General features: G+C 69.8%; 27 protein-coding genes. 2 read left to right on the forward strand and 25 right to left on the reverse strand.

The features are described from left to right. Positions 1 to 155: 155 nt before the first annotated feature. Positions 156 to 1,874, reverse strand: a complete 1,719-nt coding sequence (locus tag ACIBH4_RS11030; RefSeq protein WP_362766750.1) for a right-handed parallel beta-helix repeat-containing protein — start codon at positions 1,872 to 1,874, stop codon at positions 156 to 158. An 84-nt stretch (positions 1,875 to 1,958) separates the two neighbouring features. Between ACIBH4_RS11030 and ACIBH4_RS11035 the strand changes: the two genes are divergently transcribed. Further along, positions 1,959 to 2,969, forward strand: coding sequence for a TetR/AcrR family transcriptional regulator (locus ACIBH4_RS11035; protein WP_362766753.1), 1,011 nt, complete (start codon positions 1,959 to 1,961; stop codon positions 2,967 to 2,969). Between the two features lie 188 nt (positions 2,970 to 3,157). On the opposite strand, the gene ACIBH4_RS11040 is transcribed toward ACIBH4_RS11035, so the two are convergent. The 17 genes from ACIBH4_RS11040 to ACIBH4_RS11120 all read right to left on the reverse strand — a co-directional run bounded on the left by ACIBH4_RS11040 (position 3,158) and on the right by ACIBH4_RS11120 (position 15,202). After that, a complete protein-coding gene (locus ACIBH4_RS11040) occupies positions 3,158 to 4,267 on the reverse strand; it encodes an LLM class flavin-dependent oxidoreductase (RefSeq protein ID WP_362516116.1) in 1,110 nt (369 codons plus the stop codon). 28 nt (positions 4,268 to 4,295) lie between these two features. Then, entirely contained in the window at positions 4,296 to 4,565 is a 270-nt protein-coding gene (locus ACIBH4_RS11045; RefSeq protein ID WP_362766756.1) for a hypothetical protein, read from the reverse strand. A 241-nt stretch (positions 4,566 to 4,806) separates the two neighbouring features. Next, the gene (locus ACIBH4_RS11050; RefSeq protein ID WP_362766759.1) at positions 4,807 to 5,016 is read right to left on the reverse strand and encodes a hypothetical protein; all 210 of its coding nucleotides are present in this window, start codon (positions 5,014 to 5,016) and stop codon (positions 4,807 to 4,809) included. Next, complete coding sequence (locus ACIBH4_RS11055) at positions 5,013 to 5,267, reverse strand: hypothetical protein (RefSeq protein WP_362766762.1); 255 nt, start codon at positions 5,265 to 5,267, stop codon at positions 5,013 to 5,015. The genes ACIBH4_RS11050 and ACIBH4_RS11055 overlap by 4 nt, the downstream gene beginning before the upstream one ends. A 387-nt stretch (positions 5,268 to 5,654) precedes the next feature. After that, positions 5,655 to 5,810: a hypothetical protein gene (locus tag ACIBH4_RS11060; protein WP_362766765.1), complete on the reverse strand. Its 156-nt coding sequence runs from the start codon at positions 5,808 to 5,810 to the stop codon at positions 5,655 to 5,657. Positions 5,811 to 5,813: 3 nt separating this feature from the next. Further along, positions 5,814 to 6,968, reverse strand: coding sequence for a hypothetical protein (locus ACIBH4_RS11065; protein ID WP_362766767.1), 1,155 nt, complete (start codon positions 6,966 to 6,968; stop codon positions 5,814 to 5,816). Positions 6,969 to 7,379: 411 nt separating this feature from the next. Beyond that, complete coding sequence (locus ACIBH4_RS11070; RefSeq protein ID WP_362766770.1) at positions 7,380 to 8,450, reverse strand: helix-turn-helix transcriptional regulator; 1,071 nt, start codon at positions 8,448 to 8,450, stop codon at positions 7,380 to 7,382. Positions 8,451 to 8,463: 13 nt separating this feature from the next. Further along, the gene (locus ACIBH4_RS11075; protein WP_362766772.1) at positions 8,464 to 9,471 is read right to left on the reverse strand and encodes a hypothetical protein; all 1,008 of its coding nucleotides are present in this window, start codon (positions 9,469 to 9,471) and stop codon (positions 8,464 to 8,466) included. Then, a complete protein-coding gene (locus ACIBH4_RS11080; protein WP_362766775.1) occupies positions 9,468 to 10,913 on the reverse strand; it encodes a hypothetical protein in 1,446 nt (481 codons plus the stop codon). The genes ACIBH4_RS11075 and ACIBH4_RS11080 overlap by 4 nt, the downstream gene beginning before the upstream one ends. Positions 10,914 to 11,019: 106 nt before the next feature. Then, a complete protein-coding gene (locus ACIBH4_RS11085) occupies positions 11,020 to 11,445 on the reverse strand; it encodes a hypothetical protein (protein ID WP_362766777.1) in 426 nt (141 codons plus the stop codon). A 193-nt stretch (positions 11,446 to 11,638) separates the two neighbouring features. Continuing rightward, positions 11,639 to 11,914: a holin gene (locus tag ACIBH4_RS11090; protein ID WP_362766780.1), complete on the reverse strand. Its 276-nt coding sequence runs from the start codon at positions 11,912 to 11,914 to the stop codon at positions 11,639 to 11,641. Further along, on the reverse strand, positions 11,893 to 12,675 hold the full coding sequence (locus tag ACIBH4_RS11095; RefSeq protein WP_362766783.1) for an N-acetylmuramoyl-L-alanine amidase: 783 nt from the start codon (positions 12,673 to 12,675) through the stop codon (positions 11,893 to 11,895). The genes ACIBH4_RS11090 and ACIBH4_RS11095 overlap by 22 nt, the downstream gene beginning before the upstream one ends. Positions 12,676 to 12,866: 191 nt before the next feature. Then, a complete protein-coding gene (locus tag ACIBH4_RS11100) occupies positions 12,867 to 13,154 on the reverse strand; it encodes a hypothetical protein (protein ID WP_362766785.1) in 288 nt (95 codons plus the stop codon). Next, positions 13,147 to 13,443: a hypothetical protein gene (locus ACIBH4_RS11105; protein ID WP_362766788.1), complete on the reverse strand. Its 297-nt coding sequence runs from the start codon at positions 13,441 to 13,443 to the stop codon at positions 13,147 to 13,149. Before ACIBH4_RS11105 ends, ACIBH4_RS11100 begins: the two co-directional genes overlap by 8 nt. Next, complete coding sequence (locus tag ACIBH4_RS11110; protein WP_350947003.1) at positions 13,443 to 14,033, reverse strand: hypothetical protein; 591 nt, start codon at positions 14,031 to 14,033, stop codon at positions 13,443 to 13,445. Before ACIBH4_RS11110 ends, ACIBH4_RS11105 begins: the two co-directional genes overlap by 1 nt. Positions 14,034 to 14,036: 3 nt before the next feature. Next, positions 14,037 to 14,366 carry a hypothetical protein gene (locus tag ACIBH4_RS11115; RefSeq protein ID WP_350947002.1) on the reverse strand — a complete coding sequence of 110 codons (330 nt, stop codon included), beginning with the start codon at positions 14,364 to 14,366 and terminating at the stop codon, positions 14,037 to 14,039. 26 nt (positions 14,367 to 14,392) lie between these two features. Further along, a complete protein-coding gene (locus ACIBH4_RS11120) occupies positions 14,393 to 15,202 on the reverse strand; it encodes a hypothetical protein (protein ID WP_362766791.1) in 810 nt (269 codons plus the stop codon). A 273-nt stretch (positions 15,203 to 15,475) separates the two neighbouring features. On the opposite strand from ACIBH4_RS11120, the gene ACIBH4_RS11125 reads away from it, so the two are divergent. Next, positions 15,476 to 15,856 carry a hypothetical protein gene (locus tag ACIBH4_RS11125; protein ID WP_362766793.1) on the forward strand — a complete coding sequence of 127 codons (381 nt, stop codon included), beginning with the start codon at positions 15,476 to 15,478 and terminating at the stop codon, positions 15,854 to 15,856. Here the strand turns inward: ACIBH4_RS11125 and ACIBH4_RS11130 are convergent. From ACIBH4_RS11130 to ACIBH4_RS11160, 7 genes are all read right to left on the reverse strand, one after another. After that, positions 15,853 to 16,083, reverse strand: a complete 231-nt coding sequence (locus ACIBH4_RS11130; protein ID WP_362766796.1) for a hypothetical protein — start codon at positions 16,081 to 16,083, stop codon at positions 15,853 to 15,855. The genes ACIBH4_RS11125 and ACIBH4_RS11130 overlap by 4 nt on opposite strands. 840 nt (positions 16,084 to 16,923) lie before the next feature. Next, on the reverse strand, positions 16,924 to 17,124 hold the full coding sequence (locus ACIBH4_RS11135; protein ID WP_350946998.1) for a hypothetical protein: 201 nt from the start codon (positions 17,122 to 17,124) through the stop codon (positions 16,924 to 16,926). A 13-nt stretch (positions 17,125 to 17,137) separates the two neighbouring features. Further along, the gene (locus tag ACIBH4_RS11140) at positions 17,138 to 18,187 is read right to left on the reverse strand and encodes a hypothetical protein (RefSeq protein ID WP_362766800.1); all 1,050 of its coding nucleotides are present in this window, start codon (positions 18,185 to 18,187) and stop codon (positions 17,138 to 17,140) included. A 3-nt stretch (positions 18,188 to 18,190) separates the two neighbouring features. Beyond that, on the reverse strand, positions 18,191 to 19,516 hold the full coding sequence (locus ACIBH4_RS11145) for a hypothetical protein (RefSeq protein ID WP_362766803.1): 1,326 nt from the start codon (positions 19,514 to 19,516) through the stop codon (positions 18,191 to 18,193). 15 nt (positions 19,517 to 19,531) lie between these two features. Then, positions 19,532 to 23,407: a hypothetical protein gene (locus tag ACIBH4_RS11150; protein WP_362766805.1), complete on the reverse strand. Its 3,876-nt coding sequence runs from the start codon at positions 23,405 to 23,407 to the stop codon at positions 19,532 to 19,534. Between the two features lie 56 nt (positions 23,408 to 23,463). Further along, positions 23,464 to 24,051, reverse strand: a complete 588-nt coding sequence (locus tag ACIBH4_RS11155) for a hypothetical protein (RefSeq protein ID WP_362766808.1) — start codon at positions 24,049 to 24,051, stop codon at positions 23,464 to 23,466. A gap of 3 nt (positions 24,052 to 24,054) precedes the next feature. After that, a complete protein-coding gene (locus ACIBH4_RS11160) occupies positions 24,055 to 24,516 on the reverse strand; it encodes a hypothetical protein (protein ID WP_362766811.1) in 462 nt (153 codons plus the stop codon). Between the last annotated feature and the right edge of the window lie 80 nt (positions 24,517 to 24,596).

Consider the following 24,596-nt stretch of genomic DNA (forward strand, 5'->3'; position numbering starts at 1 on the left):
CCCACTACGGGCACCGGGACTATCCCGTCTCATACCGCGCCCGCGTCGTCTTCACGCTCCCGGCGGCCCCAAGGCTTCTCCAAGAGAGCCGGGGCGTTCGTTTCGCGTGTGACGGGTTTGGAAGGCGGCCGACGGTGCCCGAGGAGTGCCCGCGGTCACCGGCCGAGCAGGTGGGCGTAGCCGGGCTCCAGGCCGGCTCGCGCGGCGATGTCCGCCGTGCGGACCTCGAAGTCCTTCTCGTCGGTCAGTGTCGCGTTGTCCTCCAGGGTGACGCCCTGCGGCGGGTCGTCCCAGCCCACGGGGTCGGCGTCCCAGACGTTGCCTCGGAAGACGACGTTCTCCAGCGGCGGCCATGCCTGCAGGGTGGCGGTGTTGTCGGCGCGCTGGACGGCGTTGTCCTCGACGGTGACCCAGGCGGCGCCGTAGTCGGTGTAGAGCGCGAAGTTGTACGGCGTGAGCGTGTCGCGCACGACGTTGCCGCGGATCACCGCGCCGTTGTCGTGGGAGTCGCCCTGCGGGCCCGACAGGTAGACGCCGCCACCGTCGGCCAGCACCTTCAGCGTGTTGAAGGTAAGGTTTCGCAGGATTCGGGTGCTCCTGCCGACGCCGGCCACGATGCCGCAGTGCGGGACGTCGTTCACCTGGTTGTGCGCGATCGTGGTGTCCTCGCTCGCGGTCACCGCGATGCCGGGCGAGCCGGAGTATTCCAGGCCGATGTCGTGGATCCAGTTGTTCTCGACCGTGGCGCCACGGCTCCCGCTGATCAAGATCCCGCCGCCGCAGACGCCCTCGAACACGTTGCCCCGCACCAGGATGCCGGTGCTGTCGCCGGAGAACCGCAGGGCCGTGGCGCCCAACCTGGTGAAGCGGCAGTCTTCGACCGAGACACTTCCCGCGCCCTCGAACACGACGTTCGCGGGGATCGCCAGCGACTCCCCTGGAACCGTCACCCACGCTCCCTCGCCGAACGACACCTTCTCGATGGGTCCGCCGTCGTAGTAGCCGGTGCCGTGGTAGTGCAGGAACCCCTCGGGGCGGCTCGGCCGCATCCAGGTGGCGTCGGCGAAGGTGATGCCCAGGAAGGCGACGTCACGGGCGCCGGTGACGTTGACCAGTTCCTCCAGCACGGGTGCGACGACCTCCGTCCGCCCGGGATCCTCACCGGGGCGCGGCCGGTAGCGCAGGACGTGACGGCCGGGGCGGGATCTGTCGAGGGCGAAGGTGCCGGGCTCGGTCAGGAAGCCCACGCCGTTCTCCACCCGGGTCGGCAGGCCGGGGCCCTGGGATTCGATGCTCGCCCACGGGACGGCCGAGTTGTAGAGGTCGATCGCCCAGCCGAAGGCGGGCTGGGCCATGGTGATGACGGTCGACTGCTCGTCCCCCTCGACGGCGGCGACGCCGAGGCGGGCCTCGGTCCACGGGTAGACGCCGCGCAGGACGAACTCGACGTCGCCGGGGTTTCCCCAGCCCTGTGGGGCCGTGCTGTCGGTGACGTAACCCGTGTCGGTTCTGGTAGCGTTCCCGGGAATCGTGTCGATCGCGGCCCGTTCGGCCCTGCGCCCGTCGACGTGGAGCTGCCGGGTGTCGAGGTCGCCGACCTCTGCCAGCCACACGCCGTCCCGCTCGTGCCAGCCGGTGATCACCCTGCCCCCGCTGATGACGGCCTCGCCCACGGCCCGGTAGGTCACGCCCGAGTCGGCCTCGGTGAGCCGGAAGGTTTCTGTGAGCCTGTGGGTGCCCGCCAGCAGGTTGACCACCGTGCCGACGCCGGTGCCGCGTGCCAGGTCACGGGCGCGGGTGAGGCTCGCGAGGGGTTGTCTGCCGGTGCCTGGCCAGGTGTCGTCGCCGGATGGGGAGACGTAGAGCTCACTCAAGGAACGCTCCTCGTTTATAATGTAAACAGCGTTATACAGCATAAACAGATATTGGGTCTAAGCGTCAAGCCGGAAGGAGGACGGGTGGCCGTCGAGGAGGGTCCCGACCGGACGGTCGAACTGCTGTGGCGAAAGCCGCATGACGCCGTGCCGAGACAGGGGCTGAGCGTCGACGCGATCGTGCGCGCGGCCGTCGAGATCGCCGATGCCGACGGGATCGAGGCACTGTCGATGCGCCGGGTCGGCGAACGGCTCGGCTTCACCAGCATGTCGCTCTACCGGCACGTGCCGGGGAAGGCGCAGCTCGTCGAGTTGATGTGCGACGCGGTGCTGGCCGACACCACGCCGGATGCCGCGCCGGGCACGGGTGGCGCACCGGGTCAGGCGGCGGGTGACACGGGGAGTACGTCAGGCGAGGCGGGCACGGCGGAAGCGGCGGCGGGCGAGGCGGGCGGGGGCGCCGCGGCGGCGGGAACCTCGGCGAGCACGGCACATGGGTGGCGCGAGGCGCTCGAGGGGTGGGCGCGGCGCGGCTGGGCCCTGCGCCTGCGCCACCCCTGGCTGGCCGGAGCGCGCGGCAGCCGGCACATCCCCGGCCCGAACTCCGTCGCCAACTTCGAGTACGCGCTCAGCACCGTGGCGAAGAGCGGCCTGAAGCCCGCCGAGATGGTCGCCGTGGTGGGCCTCGTCGGCCGGTTCGTGGACAGCGAGGCGGCCAGGGCCGCGGAGATCACCAGGGTCGAGCGGCACACCGGGGTCTCCGAGGAGGAGTGGTGGGGCGCCAGGGAGTCCCTGTACGAGAACCTCCACCGCTATCCCACGCTGACCCACATCTGGGAGGCGGGCGGCTACGACGAGCCGGAGGACTCCTTCGAGTTCGGCCTGCGGCGCGTACTGGACGGCATCGAGGCACTGATTCGCGAGCGTGATGTAAGCCGTGACGAAAGAGCCTTGTGTGTGATGTGCGGAACGAGCATGGACCGGGCCGAGGCGGGCCGCCCGCGCGCCTACTGCTCGCGCGCCTGCCAGCAGCGCGCCTACCGCAGGCGCCACCGCTCCACGCCGCGACCGGGCGACCCGCCGGACCGCACCTGACCCTCTCGAACGGGTCCTCACCGAACGGGTCCCGGCCGGTCACCTCCCAGCCGAGGTCCGGCCGGGTTTCAGCCGAGCTGCTTCCAGCCGGGTTTCGGCCGGGCCTGTTTCGCCGGGCCGCCTCCGGCCGGTCGCATTCCGGCGAAACAGGCCCCGGTCGGCGAACCCGGCCACGACCGTCCTCGCGCTCACCTCGACGCGGGTGCGGCGGCGAACCGGGGAAGCACGTTCTCACCAAACCAGTACGACTCCTCCAAATGGGGGTAGCCGGACAGGACGAACTCCTCGATGCCGAGCGAGGCGTACTCCTCGATCCGCTCGGCGACCTGGGAGTGGCTGCCCACCAGCGCGGTCCCGGCGCCGCCCCTGACGAGACCGACCCCGGCCCAGAGGTTCGGGTGGATCTCCAGGTCGCGGGCGCCGCCACCGGTGAAGCCCTCGTGCAGTTCCAGCATGCGTTTCTGGCCGACCGACTCGCTGCGGCCCAGCAGCTTCCTGGCCGAGACGATGTCGGCCGGGTCGATGGCGGCCAGCAGTCGTTCCGCCTCCGCCCAGGCGTCGCGCTCGGTGTCGCGGGTGATCACGTGCAGCCGGATGCCGAAGCGGAGCTTGCGGCCCTGCTCCTCGGCCAGCCCGCGGATCCACTCGATCTTCCTCGCGACCTGTTCCGGTGGCTCGCCCCAGGTGAGGTAGACGTCCACGTGCCTGGCCGCGACCGGTCCCGCCGCCCGCGAGGAGCCGCCGAAGTAGATCTCCGGGACGGGGGCGGGCGTCTCGGAGACCATCGCGCCCTCGACCCGGTAGTGCGTGCCGTCGAAGTCGTACGGGGTGCCGCTCCACGCTCCGCGCACGATCGAGAGGAACTCGTCGGTGCGCTCGTAGCGTTCGTCCTTGGACAGGTGGTCGCCGAACCTGGCCTGTTCGACGGTCTCCCCGCCGGTCACCACGTTGAGCAGGAGCCTGCCGCGCGAGAGCCGCTGGTAGGTGGCGGCCATCTGCGCGGCCAGCGTCGGGGACATGAAACCCGGCCGGAACGCGACGAGGAACTTCAGCCGTTCGGTCTCTCTGGTCAGCGCGGCGGTGACCAGCCAGGCGTCCTCGCACCAGGTGCCGGTCGGGGTGAGGACCGCCTCGAAGCCGAGTTGCTCGGCGGAGCGGGCGACCTGCGCCAGGTATTCGATGTCCGGCGAGCGGAACGCCGCCGCCTCGGAGCGGCCGTGCCCCCTGGCGAGGCCGTGGCCGCCCCCGGTGAGGACCCGGCTGTCACCGGCGGTGGGCAGGAACCAGTGGAACTTCATCGAGTGCCTCCGGGCCTCGGAAGGGGGGTCACGAGGGGTTCTCCAGGGTGGCGTCGAACCGGGTGTCGACGACGTCGGCGAACGTTATGGACACCGGGATGAGCTTCTCCTCGCTGAAGGCGTCGGCCACGAGCTGCTCGCGTTCGACGACGTCACCGGCGAGCTTGAGGTCCCGGTACGAACTGCGCTTGATCGCCGTGCCGACGATCCCCCGGTCCAGGCCGGTGAGCTCGGAGAAGACCTTGGTCCACCCGATTGTTAATTCGCCATATAGGTGTGACACCGCTGCCCTTAACAATTAACCTACTGAACATATCCATAATAACCGGTCGGACATGCATGGAACAGGGGAGCGAAAAAGCGGTACCCGGCTTTGAATCCAGAAGCCGGGCACCGCTGATTGAGATGATCATGATCAGGGCGGCGACCCCGCCCGCGCCTGGCCGACTCAGCCCGGACCGGCCGCCCGCCACCCCGGCTCACAAGTCAACCGGGCCGTGCCGGCCTCGCGCGGTAGTGCGCCGTCCACCGCCGGACGTCTACGCGGGTTCCCGCACCGAGACGTTCATCGTCGCTGGACAGCGAGAGCATCTGAACCGGTAGTCCGACAGCTGCTCGCCCTGGCCTGGTTTGCCCGTCCACCCCGTGGTGGAGCCGCGTTCTTCCATCCGCTGCCCGCAGTGCAGCAGCGTGAACTCGCACCCGTCGGGCAGGAACAGCGCGGTCGGCGGCAACGCGCTGGCGGTCACGCGGCCTTCCGTTCCCAGCCGCAGTCCAGGCAGCGCAGCGCGCCCGGCCACCAGAAGTGGCCCCAGCTGAGCGCGCACCAGATGATCCGCCACGGCCGGAACGGGATCGGCGCGGAAGGCGCCGCCTCGGCGGTGACCGCCGCCAGGGGCAGCATCGGGATGGGGGCGGTGATCCGCGGGGATGGCACGGTGACGCGCGGGATCACCTCGGTTACGGCATCAGGGCTCGCGGCCCAGGAACTGCTGCTCATGGGCCGAATGTAGCGAGCCACACCGCCGCCGTGCGGGGCTCGGCTCGCGTTCCTCGCCTTGACGGTTTGTGCGATGACCTGATCAAACACCGATCTGCGTGTGATGTCACAAGCTGCACGGTAAAGCGTTTTTTACATTGTAGATTCCTGGATTGTGGGTTCGGCTGGTCAGGTTCGGCGCCGGCGCAGCGGGATCACGTTGTCGAGCCTCGGCTGCGGCGGGGCCGGCGCCGGGGGGCGGCCCAGCGGGTCGGTGGCCAGGCCGGGAATCACCAGCTGGACGGCCGACCTGCGGGGGCGGCACGTCACCTGGTGCGGGACGAACCGCTCCTCCAGCGGGTGCGGCGGGTAGTCGGCGTCGGCAGAGGCGAGCAGCGACCGGCACCACTACAGCCGCACCCCCTGCCGGTAGGCGGCGACGCTACCGCGAACCGGGTCGGATTTCACATCGAGCGGCTGCCGTTCACCGTTCCGCGTCACCGCGAAGAAGATCGGCTTCCCGCACTGTGTGCAGCTGGTCTTCTCCCGGCTGTTCGGTTCCACCGCTCACCCCTCCTGCACGTCGGCGAGCTCATCTTCGGTCACGCCGAGCTGTTCCAGGGTGCGCTCCCAACCGGCCAGGTCCTCCTCGGTCCACGCGGCGTCGGCGGGCCGCGCCTCCGTCGGCCGGCACCGGCACCGGCCGGGGTGTTCGCCGCAGCCTCTGCAGGCTTCGCCGATCTGGACGGCCTGTCCGAGCAGGCGCAGCGCGTGCCGGAACTCCGGGATGTGCTGGTGCGGCTGGAACAGCTCCGGGTCGACAAGGTGGGTGTAGGCGACGATGGCGTCTGGGCCAAAGTGCTGCAGCGCCGCCTGGGCGAGCTCGCCGAGGTGGGTCTTCGCCCAGGGTGGCGCCTCCCGGTAGCGGGGCACCTCCGAGATCAGAGCCCTGCCACGCATGATCTTTCCTGGTTGCGCCGCAGGCGCCTCGCTCGCGCGGCCAGTACGGACCGTAAGCCCGCCTACGGCGGGAACCGGAGTTCTCTCTTCTCTCTCTTCTTCTCTCTCTAAAACCCCTTCTCTTATATGTCCGCAGTTTGCGGACTGGCGGTTCCGCAAACTGCGGAGCGGCGGTTCCGCATTCTGCGGACTGGTACCGACCTGCGGAGACTCGGTGTTTTCGCAGGTCGTGGCCAGTCCGCATTCTGCGGACTGGTCGGCCGCCGCTTCGTCCTCTTCGCCCGCCGTGTCACCTTCTATCCTTTCCGCATTTTGCGGACTGGCTCCTACCTGCGGTTTTTTCTTCTGCGTGGCACGGAGTTGACGATTCTCTTGCTCCAGTTCCAGGACTCTTGCCGCCAACCGGTTCTTATGGCTGTCCTTGAGGAGGTACTGGGACGTTTTCCAGTTGCCGGTGCGCTCGTCACGGGCGCGGATCACTGTCAGATAGCCGCACTCCACGAGGTTCTTGACGCCCCTGTCGAAGGTGTCAGTACTGATCGCCATCGCCGACGCCAGCCGCTCCCGCGTGATCTTCTGCGGGCGCCTCTCCTTACGCCAGCCCAGCGCCCGCACGATGCACACGTACGCGTCACGCCCCTGACGAGTCACCCGCGGATCGTCCAGAACGTGATACATGATCATCGCGAAGTACTCGCGCTCCGGATCCGCATCGACGTCGATCTCTTCGTCGGGCGCCTGAGTCGGCCACTCCTCACTCACCAGTCACCGCCGGAACGCCGCACGACCACCACGCGCCAGCGCACCCCGGGACCCGTACCGTTCCAGGCCCGCACAACCGGCGAGGACACCCCCACACATCCCGAACCCGACTCACCTTTTGTGCGGGTCTGCAACCCCCGATCGCCTGTGAAGCTGGGACCTGTATGGGTACAGTGGTGCTTAGCACCGCGACCTCCTCGACTAGGTCGTTACAGCCCCGGACCGCTGGCAGGCGGACCCCGGGGCTAAACACTTTTATGGGCTCTTGTAGGGCTCTTCGGCACATTCGTACGGAACCGGGGCGCCAGGAAAGCCGTAAGGGAACAGTAACGAGCGTTTGACATGCACCGCCGGAGATCCGCGCCAGACACGGATCTCCGCAGCCCCCGCGCTTTCCGCCAGCGGCCTGGCTCAGCCGTCGCCCACCCCCTGGTCTTCCTCGCGTTGCCGCTTCTGGGCGTCGAGGTCTTCCAGCCAGGCGACGAGGAGCGCGGCTGCTTTCACGATTTCGGCTCGCAGCTCTTCCGGGTTGTCCCGGCGCAGCACTCGGCCGAACACAGCCTGGGCTCGCACCGCCCACGTGAGCCGATCGCGCCGGCCAGCTTCGACTTCCTGACGTGCCGCCTCCTCGGCGACCGGCCCCCACTGGGGGCCGGTGCCGTCGGCGTGGAAGGGGCCGCCGCCTATCTGTGCTTCCCGGGTGCCGCGCTCCACCTCAATCTCCCGCAGCACGTCACGGCGGCGCCGCACCTCGGGCGCGGCCTCCTCGCTGCCGCGCCGCACCACGTCCAGGTCGCAGTGAAGCGTCCGCGCGTACGTGATCAGGTCATTGAGGCTGGGGGTGACGAACCCGCTCGCCCACCGTTGCAGCGACGTTTTCGTCAACGCGTGCGACGACCGGCGCGGAATCTCCGACCGTGGCCAGCCCAGCTCGATCCGGATCGCTTCGAGCAGGACAACCAGCCGGTGCGGCGGCCGCCGTACCCGCTGCGCCGAAGCGCCGCCATCAGCCGAGGCCGGGGGCGGGGCGGTGGGACGGGCCGGCGGTGGTGTCCGCCGGGTGAGCGTCACCGCCCAGCCAACCGCGTCGGCGTAGCCGACGAAATTGGACAGCGACGGCGGATGGCCGACGCTCCACCGGTTCGCCGTGTTGTACGACACGCCGACGGCCCGGGCGAGTCCTCGCCGTGACATGCCGATCTCGGCACGGCGGCCTTCCAGCACCTCCAGCAGCCACGCAACACCTGCTGGTTCAGCGCCAGCTGGCCCGGCTGGGGCTTCGGGGCCGGTGAACCCGACCGTGTAGCCGAGGGCAGCCGTGTAGCCGACGACCTCGCCCAGCGACGGCAAGCGCAATCCCGCCGCCCACCAGCAGACCTCTTCAGGAGCGACGCCGACCGTGTCGGCGACGTCTTCAACGGGAACGCCGAGCTCGACGCGGACCGCGTCAAGCTCGGCGACCAGGCGGTGTACGGTTCTCACCGGGTTAAGCCTGCTACTCCGCGGCGTCACCCGGGCCGGGTTCGGGTGCGGGGCCGAGCGCCAGGACGTCACCCAGCGCACCCGCCCGGTACAGGTCCTCGATGCGCTGCTTGCCGTTGGGGCGGCCGTTCTTCGCCGTGGCGTAGCGGGTGACGAACGCCCCCTTACGCTGGCCCGGGGCGACGATGGCCAGCTTCACCAACTCCCCCGTTTCCGGGTCGGCCTTGCAGCCCTGCTCGTCGATCTCCGACAGCAGGCGCGTCAGGTACGCCTCCCGCACCAGGGTCTTCACATAGGTGGGGTGGGTCATCGCGATGTACGCCACCACATCGGTCAGGGCCAGCGCGCCGGGAGCCGCCTCCTGGTACAGCTCCGTGCTGGCGTGCTTCTCGCAGAACGCCCGCACCGCGTCCATGTCCCAGGTGATGTCCGGCTTGACGTCCTGGATGTGGAGGGTCGCCACGGGCGGGCCGCCGCCGTCGTCAGCCACGTCCAGCGATCTCATGCCGTGCACCAGCTGGGCGGCGGCGAACAGCTTCTCGGCCCGCTCGCGGGTGCGTTTGACTTCCCGGCCCAACGCCTTGTGCACCTGGTCCTGGTAGGCGAACGCGTGCGCCAACTCCAGCGGCCCCTCCCCCCGCTCCTCGGCCTCGGCCAGCAGCTTCCTCGCGGCGGCCGTCTCCTCTTTGAGGATCTCCCCTTCGAGGATGTCGTCGCTGCCGGGCGGGGTGGGGACGCCCGCCATGCCCGCAAGCTGGGCCAGCTCCCGGAAGGACAGGTTGTCGAAGCCGGGCAGCGCGTCGCCGCCAGTGAACACGACAGGCTCGTCACGGCCAGGGATGTCGTGAATGACAGTGGACAGCTCCGGCTCCGGATCAGGCTTGGCCTCGGCCAGGGCCGGGTCGGCGGGGGCGGCGGGGGTGAACTCGCCCTTCTCGAAGTCGTACGTTCCAGGCCCCATGTCCGGCTTCCACACCCGGCTCTTACGGGTGGTCTTCTTGTGGGGGTTGCGGCGGCTCATGCGGCGGACCTTTCCTCGGTCGGGACGGACGTGCGGGCGGTCATGTTGGCGGTCAGCTGCGACTGCATCAGGGCGCGCAGCGCGTCGTTCGGTGCGGGGACGGCGACCACCGGGGCGAGCATGACGACGAGTTCGGCGCCCATCGCGGTGGTCAGGGTGCGGCTGTTGGCCAGCCGCTTGCCGGTGAGGATCTGCAGCACCACGTGCCGCTCGTCGGGGGTGGTGATCCCGCAGTCGGCGAGCATGCGGTGCACCACCAGCAGCGTCTGCTCATCAAGCGGAGCCCCCGGATCCACCACCTCCTCCACCACCTGCTGCTGCTGGGGGGCGGCTGGTGGTGCGGGTGGTGGGGTGGCGGGGATTTCCGGCCGGTCAGCGGACCCCTGGATCACCTGCCCGCCGGGGCCGGGCTGGGCGACCACGCGAACCGGTTCGGTACCGTACTCGTCGCCGCCCTGACCGGACAGCGCCCGCAGGCGGCGGCCGATCAGCTCGGTCAGCGTCTCCTCGGCCCCGTACTCGTTGTCGACCGGCAGGCCGCGGTGAACCGGGTGGGCGGCCTCGGTCAGCAGCTGCTGCAGCCGTTCCCGGTCGACGGTGGCCAGCGCGTCGTCACGGATCGCCTCCGGTAGCCGTTCCTGACCGAGCCTCACCAGCTGGCGGGGCTGGCTGCCCGGCGACACCCGCAACATCTTGAAGATCAGGTCGGCCAGGTTCAGGTCCGGGACGATGCGCGCCTCGTCCGTGCCGTGCGTGATGTTCAGGTGCTTCGACTGCGCACCAATGATCGTCGGTGGGGCGTCGAGGCTCAGGCGGATCCACACGGTCGCCGCGTGCAGCAGGTCCCGGTGGCAGTCGACCTTGTAGCTGGCCATCTTCGGCACCGGGTCGGTGCTCTCCTCGTCGATCCACATTTCCCGGCCGCGTGCGGTGATCACCGTGATGCCGGGGAACGTCGTGAGCAGGTGCAGGAACTGGTTGTGCCGGTCGCGGACGTCGTCCCAGATGTTGTTGGGGATACGCACCTCGGCGTTCGGGTCCCAAGCCAGCAGCCGCTGATGCTTGATCGACCCCTTGGCGCGGGCGTTGCCCCACGACTTGAGCATGTCCCACACGCGGGAGCCGCTGTCGACGCACAACACGACGGGCTTTTCCCCGGCGGCGTGCGCGCGGGCCGCTTCGGCGTGCGCCGCCTCAACCTGCCCGATGATCGACGACCAGGTGCCGTCGTGCTCGATGAGCTCGTAGGTGGGAGTGCCGGTGATGGCGTCGCCGTACTCGTCGCCGCGGCCGTCGCCGAGGTCCAGCAGCAGGCAGCGGCCGACCAGCGGGGAGGTGGTGAGCTGCACGAACATCCACGTTTTGCCGGAGTCCGCGGGCCCTTCGACGAGGATCGTCGGGTAGGGCACCACGCAGGTCGGCGGGCGCGTTTGAAGAACCACGGTGCTGTTTTCCCTTTCCACGGGGGAGCTGTCCGGGAACTTTCCTCGACTGTCCCCTTGCAGCTAAAGGTCAGAGTTCGCCCCAGGCTGGGGCGAACGGTGGTGCTTACTGCCGGTCGGCCTGGTTGATTCTGTCCAGAGCTGACACGTCGATGGGCCGGCCGGTGCGGTGGGCGAACTCCTCCCACGGCGGAACCGTCCAAATCCGCGTCCGGCCGATCTTCACGGCCGGGGCGGGCGGCCCGTTTCTCCGCTGGAACCAGGCGGTCACGGTGTCGGGATCCACCTCGAACATCGCCGCCACTTCCTTCACCCCCACCAACGGCGGGAGTTTCGGCAACGGCGCATCCGGGTCGGTCCAGCGTTGCTTCAACCAGAACGGGGTGCCCGAGACGACGACGTCGGCTTCGCAGAGCTTGTCGTAGTCCTTCCGTCCCCGCCACGAGTGCAGCGTGTTGATGGACACGCCGAGCATCGCGGCCAGGTCGGGCTGCCCCACCAGATCAGGCAGCGTTTCGGGCGTTTCAGTCACTATTTCACCTCCCTCAGAACGCAACTCTTACACTACACCTAGGGGGGAACTCTGTGCAACTTTTCCCCAACAGTGAGGGTAAAGGGAAAGCAATGCGGTACTCTTCAACGGCTGGGCGCTTACGGGCGCAGCTCTCCGACCACGGGGGAGCGAAGAAGGGCCTGCCACCTCGACGGCGGGCCCTTCGCCCATTTCAGGGCGCGTCGGTGAACGACGCCGATTCGGCGTCGCCGGTGCCCGCCGCGGCCAGCGACAGCAGCAGCGACACCAGCGCGCCGCCGCCGAGCAGCAGCACCGTGCGGAGCGTCGACATTCGCACCGCGCCGAGCTGTTCGGCGCCGACCCCGGTGAGCGCGGCGGCCGCGCCTGCGCGCACCGCCCGTTCCACGGCGTCGCGCCACCACACCCGCGACCAGATACCGCCCTTCCCCGGCCGGCGATGCCGGCCTACGTGATCGGCGCCAGCCACGCCGCGTCCCAGTCGTCGCGGCCCACCTTGCCGTCCGTCCGTAGCCCCTTCTCCCGCTGGAACTGGCGGGCGATGTCCCGCGACTGCGGCCCGTAGGCGCCGTCCACGGTGATGCGCCACCCGCGCAGCCGCATCTGCTCCTGCCAGGCGCGGACATCCTCACCGACCGCGGCCGGCGGATACTCCAGGATCCGGCCTGGCCACGGCGGCACCTTCACCCCCGTCGAGGGCTGCGTCGCCTCGCCGGGCCGCGGCCACCCGTCCTGAATCCACTCATACAGCCAGTCGCCGGGGCAGTCGGTGGCCCACCCGTCGCGGTGCCCCAGCACCTCGTACCCGCATGGCCGCTGTTTCTCCGGCAGGCCCCGCAACCACTCGATGGCGTCGACCAGGCCGTGCAGCATGTCGTCTGGCGGAACGACCAGCCCGGAAGAGCCCACCATCGCCATCACCGCGTAATGGCGGGCGTTGAGATCCTTGCCGTTCGCGGCCGGCAGCACCCCGGGGCCGCGCCCCACCAGGACCTGCCGGTGCGGGCAGCACAACCCGGTGTACCCCAGATCCGCCCACAAGTTGCTGTCCATGTGCTGCTTCTGGATGGTCTTCGTCAACGCCAAACACTTGCTGTGATCTTTCACGATGCCCGGGTCAACACGATCCCCCACATAGTGGATCTTCACTCCTTTGGGCCGGGCCTGCAGCAGCGTCTCTCCTTTCGACGAGCGCGCTCCCCACTTGTCGCGACCCACCAGGTGCACCATCAGCGTTTCCCCCTCGCCATTCGGGCGGCGCGCCGCCGCGCCGCCTGCTTCCGCCGGTCCCGGTAGGGCCGCCCCACCTGCGGCGTCTCCCCCCTGCCGGGCTTGCCCGGCAGGACCGCCCCCGCCGGCGTGTGACGCTCACACGGCATGGTGTCCGCCACATACCAGCGGACGATGTAGCCGGAGCCCACTCACCACCCCCGCCACAGCGCGACCGCGGCGACGAGGAACGCGCCGAACGCGATCAGCGTCGGCAGGCTTTTCGGCCACCGGTTCGCCTCCAGGTCGCGGACACGGTTCTGCAGATCCGACACCGTCGTCACCACCCCGTCGACCTTGTGGTCCACGGCGCACACCTTCCCGTCGACCAAATCGACCTTGTGGTCCACGCCGACGACCTGCTTGCCGACCTCCACTACGGCGTTGTAGACGTGCGCGGCCGTGACCACTCCGCTGAACGGATCAGGCAGGTCACTCATCACCACCTCCGCCGCGGTGGCCGGACAGGCGCCGCGCCGTCGCCTCCGGGACACCCAACGCCAGCAGCGCCTCGTAGTCGGCGCGCCGCACCAGGTCGGCGGCCGCCCCCTGTTCCGCCACCCACGCCTTAGCCTGGGCTGCGTGGCCGGCGCGGAGCTTCTCGGCCTGCTCGGCGGAGATCTCCACCGCGTCGGACGGTACGGTGAGCGCCATCGCGTAGGAGCCCTCGACCTCCAGGGAACGCGACAGCAGCGTCCCGTCGGCCCGCCGGAAAAACTTCGTGATCATCACAGTCCTGCCAGGGCTAGCACTCTCATCTGCCATCTGATCTCGCCGTACTGGGCGCCGCCCTGCCCGGACCCCACATCGATCGGGCTGGTGAACGTGTTGCTGCCGCCCGCGGGAATCGTCCCCGACACCAGGGTCTGGTGCAGATCCCAGTGGACGCCGGTCTCCTGCGTGCCGCCCGCCGGCGACGAGTTCTCCAACGCCATCATGCTGTTGCCGTTGATGCGGAACCCGGCCCGCGAGTCCGTGCCCGGCGGCAAGTAGAAGTCCACGTCGACCTGGATCCACTGCACGACGATCGCCGTGTAGCAGTCGGACGGGTTCTGCACCTCGATCTCCGCCTGGGCGACCTCGGTGAACCCGGCAGGGACGGTGACCAGGGCGCCGCCGGACGTGCCGGACGCGGACGCCCGCCCGGCCTTCGCGTACGGCGGCACCCACAGCCCGCAGTTCGGGTCGATCCGCAAAGGGTTACTACTGGTGGGGCACGCGTACGGCCACGCCTGCTCGGCGGGGCCACCACACAAATCCAGTCTCAAACGGCCGTTCGGGTCAACGGTGAATTCGGGGCCGACACATACCTGAGGCATCGGTCACTCCTCCCCTGCGGGGTAGCCGGCCAGGCGGCGGGCGAGGCCTTCGGGGATGCCGGCGGCGCGCAGCGCCTCGTGGTCGCCGCGGATGCGCTCCTCGTCCTGCGCCCGCAGGTCGGCGAGCAGCCGCTCCGTTCCGGCGCGCAGTCCGGCCAGCTCCCGCCGGTACTGCCTGGCGGTGATCTCCACCGCGTCGTCGGGCAGCGACGAGATCCCGGCGGCGGACTCGGCGACCTCCCCCACGCTGCCGGTGCCGGTGCGGAAGTAACGGACGTGCTCCAGTGCGGCACGGTCCCCGCGGAACCCCTCCGGCGGTGTGGTGTCGTCCATCCTGTCTGACCTCCTCAACGTGTCGGCTACAGCGCGATCAGCACGGCGCGGATGAACGACTGGATCCTGTTGTACGTGGCTCCGGCCAACCCGAACCCCAGCCCGATCACCAGGTCGATGTTCTGCGTGGCACCAGGCGGGACGATGGTGTTTCCGACCACTTTCGTCGTCTGCGTGTGCACGTTGCTCACCGTCGCCGACCCCCGGTTCTCGAACCGGTACGTTTCGTCGCCGTACATGAACATGCCGGCGCGGCCTCCGGCGGGAATCACGAAGTCCACGTCGAGCTCGGTCATCGTGATGGCCAGCGCGGGTCGGCACAGGTCGGGGTTGGTGACCGACAACGACCGCGTCTCCACGATGGTGCCGCCGGTCGTGGTCGTCGTCGGCACCGCCAGGTTCGCGTACGTCTGATTCAACGTGGTGGTGAAATACTCCGTTTTGCCGCGTGGCTCTGATCTGAGGGTGCCGCCGCTGTCGCAGTACACGAGGCCCGCCTGCGCGTCGATCGGGCACGGGTAGGGCCACGCGGAGACCTTCGCCGCCAGCGGCGACGCCGCGGTGCCGGCGCCCTGCAAGCCACACGCGCCGACGGTCAGCGACGCCTGCAGTCCGTTCGCGGCGCACGCCAGCAGGTTCCCCGCGGTCGGCGCGATGATCGGCGCCGCCCTCAACGGCTGCGGCGCCGTGCCCAGGCCACTCAAATCGATACACGGGGTGTCCTGGATCGCGACCGTCGTCAACCCGCCGCTACCGCCGCCTCCGGCCGCGTACAGGCCGCCGTCGCCGCCGATGACCATCGCGTTGCCCGCGTCGCCGGAAATCAGCGCGGACACAACGTACGGGTTCGAGGCACTGCCGTTGCCGGTGACTCTCACCCCGCCACCGGCGGAGATCAAACATGAACAGCCGGACGCGCACCCGCACCTGGGAATCGTGACCACCCCGCACCTGTCCGCAGGTAGGCCCGGCCCTCACGCCAGCAGCTCACGGCCAGCGTACCGGGGGCGGTCGCCTCCTTTCCGAAGCGCCGCCACCCGGCAGGCTCCGCCACGGAGGAGAGCTCTGCGCGTTCTTCGCCCGCCCGGGCGAACTTCTACGATCGGCGCATGCGTCTTCCCGCCACCTGCTGGGCCGCCCTGGCGGTGGTCGGCGTGCTCGGCGTCGCCGTGCTCGCCCTGCTCCTGCCGCGACGCCGCAACCCGTCCCGGGCGCGAACACCGGGCCGCCGAAGGACACCGGTCGGCGGCCGTCTCCCGGCGTACGCCCTCCCAGAAGACACGTACCTGATCTCAACGCCTGGCCTGCCGGAAAACACCGAACCTCCACCGGTGCTGTTCCTGCCGTCACCTGCCGCCGCGCAGAACGGCTACTGCTGCCCGGAGGTGTACTTCTGTCCCACGTCAGGCGACGTCGAATGCCCGCGACATGGCGGGTTCGACGTGTGCTGTGCCTGGCCCGGGGCGCACCGGCCAGTCACCGCCCCTTAGAACAGCTCCAGGGCGACCCCCTGCGCGGCTGCGGCGTGACTGCTGCCGCGCTTCAGGCAGCGCCGGCAGTTGACGGGTTCCTGCGACGCGCACAGCCGCCGCGGATCCCACCCGCCGATCGGGGTCTGGCATTCGGGGGCGGGAAGTTCCACGCCGTACCGGTCCCTGCTCGTGCCGGGCCGGTGCACGATGCGGGAATTCTCAAGGCGTAGGCCGTGTGTTTCCACACGTCAACCCTACCAAGATCACAATTTGTGATGACTTGATTACCCGTGTTGAGTGACAACTTTGTCGGTACGGCAGCTCAGCGCCGCCGGGAACAGTTCGTCGACAGTGACCAACCATCGCGTGAGCCGGAAGCGTCCATTGCTTCGCGCACCGGGACCACGCGAGGCATAATCGTGACATAAATGATCGCCCGCCCATATTTGCCAATACTGGCGGGCGGCCGCCTCTTGATCGAATAGCCGAAGTACGCGTCCAAGGGGCAAGGCAGATGGAGTGTCTTTCCCGTTGGAGAGACCCCATGAAAAACCGATACAGAAACTGAAGATGCACATGTAAAAGACACACATGTAGGTGCGGCACATGAAACTGCGACAGGAAAGGGAACAGGATGGCCGATCGTCTGACGGGCATTTCGTTCGCGGTGTAGATAGCGAATGGCTGGCCTCTGGAGCTTGCTCCAGGCGGCTGGCCTTTGGGGAATCCTGCTGCTCGCCCCCGTTCTGGCCGCTGTCTTCTTCGGAGTGCATGCGCTCAACGCGCAGGCGCTTGACAAAGGGGTGGAACGGTTCGAACTCAGGATCCCTATTCTCGGTATCTTCATCCGCTGGAGCAGAAACGCGCAGGTCGACGCTGAGGAGGAACCGCCCACACAGGGCGTAGAGCCCCCCGCGTCCCCGGGAGAAATCCCGCCGCCCGCGGCCCCCCCGAGCAGCTCGGGAGGTGGTCCCGGCACAACGTGAGAGCAGGGCGCGGGCACCTCCTGGCAGAGGCACCCGCGCCCCGCCTGTTTCACCTCCGGACATCACCGACGAAAGCCCGACCGCGGGCAGGGCTGCGCGTTACGGCAGGGCGACGATGGTGACGGTGCCCGTCATGGCGTGCCGGGCGGTCAACCTCCCGGAGCCGTCGACCTCGAGAACGAACGCGTCCGGGGCCACGCCTACGACCACGCTGGTGCGGTGCTCCAGGACGCGTAGCCGGTCGTCCAGGTCGCGCAGGACCTGGGCGGGTGTGCGTGGCCGTGTCTGCACTCTGGCCATGGCGTCTCCTCGTCTATCCGGTGGCGGTCGCCGCGGTGTCGACGCCGAGCGGCGCCAGCGTGATGCCGACCTTCTCGCCATCGGCTTCGGTATAGGTCACGCGGACGCGCAGCAGCCGCAGGTCGGCGGCGATCGTACGGCACGTGGCCGTGGAGGTGACCGGCACGACGACGCCCGGGATCAGGTCCTCGATACCGACCGGCGCTTCTGGCGCCAGCTGCGCGTCGTCGGGGACCTCCACGAAAACGGGGGCGGGTTCACCGGCGCCCACCAGGGCAACCGCTTCGGCTCGGGCGGAGGCGACGTCCTGGATCTCCTCCTCGGAGGCGAGGTACTCCAGTAGCCCGCACGCGCCGATGCCGCCCGACTCGGCCATGACGCCCTTGCCGAGGACCGTCGCGTGAGTGATCGCCGACAGGCCGTCCTCGATCACGTTGAGGGGGCCGGCGAAGTGCCCGTCGGTCAGGCCCGGCAGCCTGCCCAGCGGGCCCTCCCCGGTCAAGATGATGCGCCGGCCCAGCACGGTGAAGTCGACGCCGGTTCTCGCGAGCTCACGCAGGTGGTCCAGGACGTAGCCGGAGTTGGCCGCGTACTTGCGTTCCCCGACGATTCCGGAGGCCGACACCCACAAGTACATCAATACGTTCGGATCGTCGGGGCCGAAGCCGTGTTCGACGAGCAGGCGGGCGATGACGGCAAGGTCGGCCTTCTTGGTGCCGGTGTAGTCAAGCAGGGCGCGGATCTTGCGGCGGAACAGCCACTGGGTGACGTCGCGGGCGCTCAGCACGGTGTCCTCGCCGCGGTGGGTGATGCGCGTGACCGGTCCTTCCCAGACCCGTTGCTGATCCCGGTAGAAGATCAGCGAGTTGCACCAGGTGCGTGTCTTGCCGAGCAGCGCGCAGCACTCCGCCCCCTGGTAGGGGACGGTGACCGACGCGTCGGAGGTGTCGTCGAGGATGCGGGACCAGTCGAGCGCGGACGGTTCGACGGAGCCGTACTCGCGGCCGCCGGTGCGGTCGGCGATCGCGACCGTGTACGTCTCGGGGCATCCGAGCGAACCCACGCCTCACACCTCTCTCACGACGGTGCGCAGCGTGACGGTCGCGTCTGCGGCGATCGTCGTGGAGTCGGCGCTGACGCACACCAGGTAGGGGATGCCGCATTCCAGCGTCGGCCAGCTCAGGGGCCGTCCCTGCGGCCCGGACACGATGTCCTCGGCGGGGGTGTCGGCCCGGCCCGGGCACTGCACGAGCACGGTACGGCGGGTCGAGTCCAAGGTGAGCTTGGCCGCGGCGGGCAGGTAGGAGATGTTGATTTCGCTGCACCAGGCGCAAGGGTCCAGGTCGGCGAAGGCGGCGTCGAACGGGTTGGGGTAGAACCTGATGCGGATGCCGCGCAGGAGGGCGGACCCGGAGTAGATCTCCACCAGCGGCACCAGGTCGGCCCAGATCGGCGCGGCCCCTTGCGGTACCGCGATGCATAGCTGCCGTCTGGTGAACGGCTCGCACAGGCACGGGTTGGCGGGCAGCGGCAGGTCGGGCAGGGTCGGCGGCGGGCAGTTCGGATCCAGCGGGCACGGCTGCGGCTGCTGGGCGGCGCATTCGCCGGCCTCGTCCAGGCATCCGGGGTCGGTTGACCATTGGACGCATTCGTCGTCGGGTGTTTCCGGCGGCCAGACGACGGCTTCGGCCACGGTCACCGCGGGGCGCAGCACGTGCGGGCGTCCGGCCGTGAGCTCGAAGGTGACCTCACGCAGCTCGCCCGGGCAGCAGCCGCAGCCGGTGATGCTGCGTACCTTCCTCACCCGGCTGGTGAGGGCGACGTCGCGCAGCGTCCGGAACACGCCTTGGGCGCACGTCGGCCCCGGGCAGGGGCCGGGGCAGCATTCCCCCGGCGCGAGCGGCTGGGTGGGGCAGCACGCCATGAACTCCAGGTCGTCGCCGCCGCAGGAGGCGGGGCCGCATGCCAGGGCGCCTTGCAGGACGCTGGAGAGCCACCGGTGGCCGTAGTCGACCGCGCAGGAGGTACGGCCGATCAGCACGCCGGTCACGGTGATCGTGCGGGCGCCCAGCCGCTGGCGGCCGATCACCGCGCCGTCGCCGAGCCGGTTGGTCACCGCTCGGGAGACCGGCGCCGACTCTATGTCCTCGATGTCGGTGCACAGGAAGCCCGCGAAGTCCGTTGAGGAGGGTTCCGCCGGGTCGTACCAGGGGGCGTCGTCGGTGGCGGGCAGCGTGTACGGCTCGTCGCCCAGCACGGCGGGCAGGCCCTCGCAGCCGCAGTCGCGGACGCTGGCGTGCTTGGGGGCGAGGCCGGCCTGGCTGTAGGCGTACACCCGGGCGCTGTTGGCCAGCTCGACGCCGGAAAAGCAGAGCCAGTCGGTGGATGCCATGAGGTGTCCCTTCTCCTATCGCAATGCCTCGGCGAGCTGGCGTTCCTGCTCGGCCCAGATGTCGGGGGCGCTGGCCATGACCTGGGTGTAGGTGTTGTTGAACGTCACGTCGCGCACTGAGGAGCCACCCTGCGTGCGGGCCGGGGTCTGCCCGGCAGCGGCGGTGGCGGCGCGGGCGGGCTGGAACGGGGCGGTGCGGGCGGAGGGGACGGGGGCGACCATCTGGCGGGCGGCCCGCTCGATCTGCGGCGCCAGGTCCTGCAGGCCGAGCAGGTAGCCGCGGCCGGTGTCGCGGCCGTCGGCGCGCAGCCGCCTCGACGGGCTTTTGATCTTCAGTTCTTTGCGGATGGTCGTCGACACGCTCTTGGCGATCGCCGTCATCAGCGCGGTGATCTCCTTCTGCTGCGATTTCAGGCCCGCGAGGAAACCCCGGCCGGCGTTGACTCCGGAGTCGAACAGGAAGTCGGCGCTTTCTCGGCCGAGGAATTTGCTGTCGGCGTTGATGCGCCGCTGCAGCTCGTTGATCTCCCGCAGGGTGGTGGTCGACGCGCGGGAGAGGCTCGCGGCGAGCTGCCCGGACTGGTCGGGGCCGCCGGTGACGAGCTGCTCGATCAGCGACTTGTGGGCGCCGCGCCGCTGCAGCCGCGCGATGTCGTCCTGAAACGTGTTGATCGCCTTCAGGCGGGTGCGGAGACCGGCCGCGATGCTCTGGGGGGTGGCCCGCTCCTCGTCGGTGAGGGTCGACAGCGCGGCCGAGGAGCGTGCCCGCTCGGTGACATCAGCCGCGGTCTGGGTTGCCTTCTCCACCGTGGCGGCGAGCCGGTCCCGTTCGGTTGCGAGCTTGCCCAGCGCCGCGTTCAGCGTGGTCAGCCGGGCGACCAGCAGGTTATCGACCCGGGTGTCGGTCTTCTTCAGGGCGGCGCTGATCTGCCGTTGCAGGTCGCGCAGCTGGCGGGAGATCTCCTCGGGGCTGGCGGAGACCAGGTTGCGGACGAAGTCGGCGCCCACCGACCGGTTGATGTCGGCGAGCTTCTCCTTCACCGCCTTGCTGATCTTGCCGAGTTCGGCGTCGATCGCGCGCTGCGAGCGGGCCAGGCCGCGCGCCAGATCGGTGCCGAGCAGCGCCCCCAGGTCGATCACCGGGTTGCGTCCGCGGGCCAGGCCGCCGGTCGCGAACCGGGGCAGGCTGTCGCCGACCTTGCCGCCGGTCGCGAACTTGTTGCTGTTGATCGCCCGCAGCAGGTTCTCGTAGCGTTTGGTCGCCTTGGCGTTGACGACGAACTCGCCGGTCGACAGGCGGGCGATGATCGAGTCGCTGGTGCCGGTGCCCGGGCCGCGGAGCTTGCCTCCGGCGGCGAAGCCCGGCGGGAACACGCGCGGCTTCAGCTCCTCGGCCATGCCGCCCGTCGCCCCCGCCGTGGCGGTGGTCTTGCCGATCCGCAGCGTAACGTCGACGACTTTGCCGCTGCTGTTGCGGATGAACGACTGAACAGCCGCCTGCGCTGGCGCCGTGTTGGCGCGGATGGTGACGTTCTTGGACTTCAAGCCCTGGATGCTATTGGCTAGGTCGTCGACCTTCGGCGCCGCGGCGCTGGAAGAGTTGCCGGCGGTCTGCGCCTGGGTGGCCAGGTTGGCGACGTTCCCCGCCGCCCCCTGGGCCCGCCTGTCCAGCACGCCCGCCTGGCGGGCCGCCTCCGACAGGCCGCCCTTCGCCGCGTCGGCCTTGCCGCCGAGGCCACCGATCGCGTTCCCCGCGGTCTGGGCCGCGGTTCTCGCCCCGGCCAGCGCCCCCGCCAGCTCGTTGACCAGTGCCCGGCTCTCCCGGCTCTTGCCGGCCAGCCCGGTCAAGGTGGGCAGCTGGTTGCGGAACGCCGCACTGGTCTTGTCGACGGACTGGTTCGCGTTGAACTCGGCGTTGGCCTGATCCCGCAACGTGGTGATCAGGTTCTGCAGGGCGGTCCGTCGCGCCTGTGAGGTGGCGTTGCCCTGCGCCAGCACCGTGTTGGCGGCGGCGTAGGCGTCACGAACCCGGGTCGTCGCGGTGTACAGGGCAAGGCTCGGGTTGATGGTCAGATCAAACGCCGCCTGCAACGCTTTGACCCGGTCGGTCAGGTTCAGGGCTTCGTTGGCGGTGTTCGCGAACGCCGTCTGGATTGCGAGCGTCGGGTTCTGTGCCGCCTGCACCGCGGCCTGGTAGGCAGCGAACTTCCCGGCCGCCGCCGCCGTCAAGGTGCCGCTTCGAGTAACGCCTTGAGACAGGTCGACGCCGACCGCGTCCGCCAGAGCGATCGCCTGCCCTGTGGTGATCCCGTACGCGGCAGCGACGGCGCGGGCTCCGGCGTCGATGTTGTTCAGCGCCGCCCGGTTCTGCTCCATCGCCTGCGCGGCCGCGACGTTCACATCCGACAGGCCTCGCTGGGCCAGCGCCGCCTGTGCCAGGGCGACCGTGTTGGTGTTCAGGTCGCGGTTGACCCCCTGCAGTGCCCGGCCGATCGCGGCTTCGGTCGGGGCGAGCTCACCGGCCAGCACCCTGTTCGCGTTCCGGTAGCCGTCGACGTTGTTGCGCACCGCCAGGTTGCTCGCCTGGATCGCGTCGACCAGCTCCTCGCCGCGCGTCTTCGCCGTCGCCAGGGAGATCGCGAAGATGCCGAGCGCGGCGGCGCCGGCGAGGTAGATGTTCGGCCCGGCCGCCGCGGCGGCGGTGAGCACCTTGGAGGCCAGCGAGGCGCCCTTCGTCTCCCGCGAGTACGCCTTGACCTTTCCCACACCGGTGCTGAAGAGGTTGCCCAAGGCAGCGACCGGGCCTCGCAGCGCGACCGTCGTCACCAGCAGCTGCACCAGCTCCGGCGACAGCTCGGAGACGGCGGTCACCAGCTGCAGCGTTCCGGCGACCACACCACCCAGGACAGGGGCGAGCGAGGCAAGGGCCTGCAACAGCGCCGCGGCCGCCGCCCCGCCGTCTTGCACGATGGACACGAGGCCGCTGATCGCGCCGGGCGCTGAGCGCTCCAGGAAGGAGAAGAACTCCTGCGCGCGGTCGGAGTCGAAGCCGTCGCCGAGGGTGGCGACGGCTTCGGCCAGCTCGGTCGCGGTGGTGCGCGCCAGCGGCACCAGCTCGGGCAGCAGCTCGCGCGTCTCGGTCAAGGCGGCGTTGTAGACGCGCAGCGTGTCCGGGGCAAGCGACGCCGACAACGCCTTGTACTCGTCGACCAGGGCGGACGTCGACACGGCGGCGATCTTCTGATCGTCGGTGAGGGACGCCCACTCGTCGGCCATCTCCGTCTGCGCCTTGATGACCTTCGTGATCGTTGGGACTGCGAACAGGCCGAAAGCGCCTGCTCCGGCACCGGCCGCGGCGAACGCGGGCGCCAGCCCGGCGGCGGCGGCGATCACCGAAATGATCGCCTGCCGGGTGAAGGTCAGCCCGCGCACCGCCCGCTGCGACGCCGGCGGCAGCCCGGCCAGGTCCCGCAGCAACCCCTGCAAGCCGCCCCGATTGCGGTCTCTCTCACCGATGGCCGCGAGCGCTTCACGGACTTTCGTCGCGGCCGGCACCAGCCGCCGGTTGATCGTGTCGGCGGCTTCGTCGCTGGACTTCTTCGCCTCCACACCGACCCGCGCCGCAGCTTTCGCCGTCTTGTCGAGCTCGACGGTCGCGGCTTTCGCACCCCGCTGCACCGCCTCAACGGCCGTTTCAGCGGTTCGGGCTGAGCGTTGTGTTTCCGTACCGATCCCCGAGGCGGCTTTCTCCACCCGGGTCAGCTCTTTGGCCGCCACCGCGGCGGCCGCCTTGACCCGCCGCTCCAGCCCTTCGCGCAGTTCCTCCGACAGGCCCTCGAAGTTGAGGACCAGCTCCACCTCGGCGCGCGAGAGCGGCTGACCTGCGGCCATGGGCGGGCACCCCTACCGTACGGCGATGGTGTCCGGCCCTCAGCACAGCGACAGCCCTAGGCTACGGGGACCGGGCTTCGCCCTCCCGCATCGCCTTGCAACCGGTACGCGTTCATGAACGCCCGTCCTTGCTCCTCCGGCGACCAGGCCGCCGCCGCTTGCCGTTTCGACATCCCCGCCGGGGGGCGGGTCAGCTGCATGTCCAGGCGGCGCCGCCCTTGCTCGTCGGCGCCGTCGACCAGCCACCCGTACACGAGGTTGCACATGCGGGCCGGGTTCGGCAGCATCGCCGCCAGCTCCACTCCGCGCAGCGACAGCCGCCCGTCCAACTCCCCCCAGGAGGCGGCCAGCGTCGCGTACAACCGCTGGGCGACCCACCACTTACGGCCGGTCGCCTGCTGCACCAGCCGCTCGGCCACCGCCCGCACCTCCTGCCGGGTCAGCGGATCGTCGTCGTCGTCGAGCCGGTCCGACAGCCGCTCGGCGTCCAGCGGATGCAGCAGCCCGTACAGGACGAACATGTGCCACCGTTCGGCCGGCAGGTACTCCAGCAGCACCTGCCACGCCCCGGACAGCTCGTAGATCTCGGCGTCGAGGACGAACGACGCCGGCGGCCCGAGGACCGCCGGCCGCCACTGCTCCACCAGCTACCCGGCCGGCGTGGACGCCGAGCGGGCGGCGCTTGCCCGCGCCGGGCGCGGCACCGACACCTTCCCGGCGGTTTCCTTCGCCTGCAACTTCCGGATGATCTTCGGGATGAGGTCGAACAGGTCGCTGCGCTCGAAGTCGTCGCTGTCGTCGCGGGCCCGACCCATCAGCCTGCGCAGCGACTCAGGCGTGACGACGGTCTGCAGGAAGTCCCAGCCCTGCCACAACACGTCCGCGCCGGTCGCCCGCCGCGCCGCGGTCTCCTCCAACGCCATCAGCGCGTCCTCCCACTTACGCGGCTTGATCAAGTAGTAGGTCTGTCCGTCGAGTTCGAACCCGACGGTCCGCTCCACCGTCGACTCCGTCGACAGGTGCGGCTTGGGCGGCGTGGTGAACACCAGGTCGGGGTCAACGACGACCCCTTCATCGTTATCGCCGCTCACCTGGGCGTCGTCCTTCACAGCCACTTCGCTCATCGTTCCCCCCGAACGAGTCGATCCCTTGACGCCCCCATCATCGCGCGGACGGTGACCTCCTCGAA

It is taken from the genome of Streptosporangium sp. NPDC050284, from assembly GCF_044459525.1.
Taxonomy (GTDB): domain Bacteria; phylum Actinomycetota; class Actinomycetes; order Streptosporangiales; family Streptosporangiaceae; genus Streptosporangium.

What these genes read in the sequence shown, in the direction of transcription:
- ACIBH4_RS11040 (WP_362516116.1), bottom strand. Translation starts at nt 4,267, where the DNA reads ATGAAGTTCCACTGGTTCCTGCCCACCGCCGGTGACAGCCGGGTCCTC.
- ACIBH4_RS11055 (WP_362766762.1), bottom strand. Translation starts at nt 5,267, where the DNA reads ATGAGCAGCAGTTCCTGGGCCGCGAGCCCTGATGCCGTAACCGAGGTG.
- ACIBH4_RS11075 (WP_362766772.1), bottom strand. Translation starts at nt 9,471, where the DNA reads ATGAGCCGCCGCAACCCCCACAAGAAGACCACCCGTAAGAGCCGGGTG.
- ACIBH4_RS11095 (WP_362766783.1), bottom strand. Translation starts at nt 12,675, where the DNA reads ATGGTGCACCTGGTGGGTCGCGACAAGTGGGGAGCGCGCTCGTCGAAA.
- ACIBH4_RS11100 (WP_362766785.1), bottom strand. Translation starts at nt 13,154, where the DNA reads ATGAGTGACCTGCCTGATCCGTTCAGCGGAGTGGTCACGGCCGCGCAC.
- ACIBH4_RS11105 (WP_362766788.1), bottom strand. Translation starts at nt 13,443, where the DNA reads ATGATCACGAAGTTTTTCCGGCGGGCCGACGGGACGCTGCTGTCGCGT.
- ACIBH4_RS11110 (WP_350947003.1), bottom strand. Translation starts at nt 14,033, where the DNA reads ATGCCTCAGGTATGTGTCGGCCCCGAATTCACCGTTGACCCGAACGGC.
- ACIBH4_RS11115 (WP_350947002.1), bottom strand. Translation starts at nt 14,366, where the DNA reads ATGGACGACACCACACCGCCGGAGGGGTTCCGCGGGGACCGTGCCGCA.
- ACIBH4_RS11125 (WP_362766793.1), top strand. Translation starts at nt 15,476, where the DNA reads ATGCGTCTTCCCGCCACCTGCTGGGCCGCCCTGGCGGTGGTCGGCGTG.
- ACIBH4_RS11135 (WP_350946998.1), bottom strand. Translation starts at nt 17,124, where the DNA reads ATGGCCAGAGTGCAGACACGGCCACGCACACCCGCCCAGGTCCTGCGC.
- ACIBH4_RS11145 (WP_362766803.1), bottom strand. Translation starts at nt 19,516, where the DNA reads ATGGCATCCACCGACTGGCTCTGCTTTTCCGGCGTCGAGCTGGCCAAC.
- ACIBH4_RS11150 (WP_362766805.1), bottom strand. Translation starts at nt 23,407, where the DNA reads ATGGCCGCAGGTCAGCCGCTCTCGCGCGCCGAGGTGGAGCTGGTCCTC.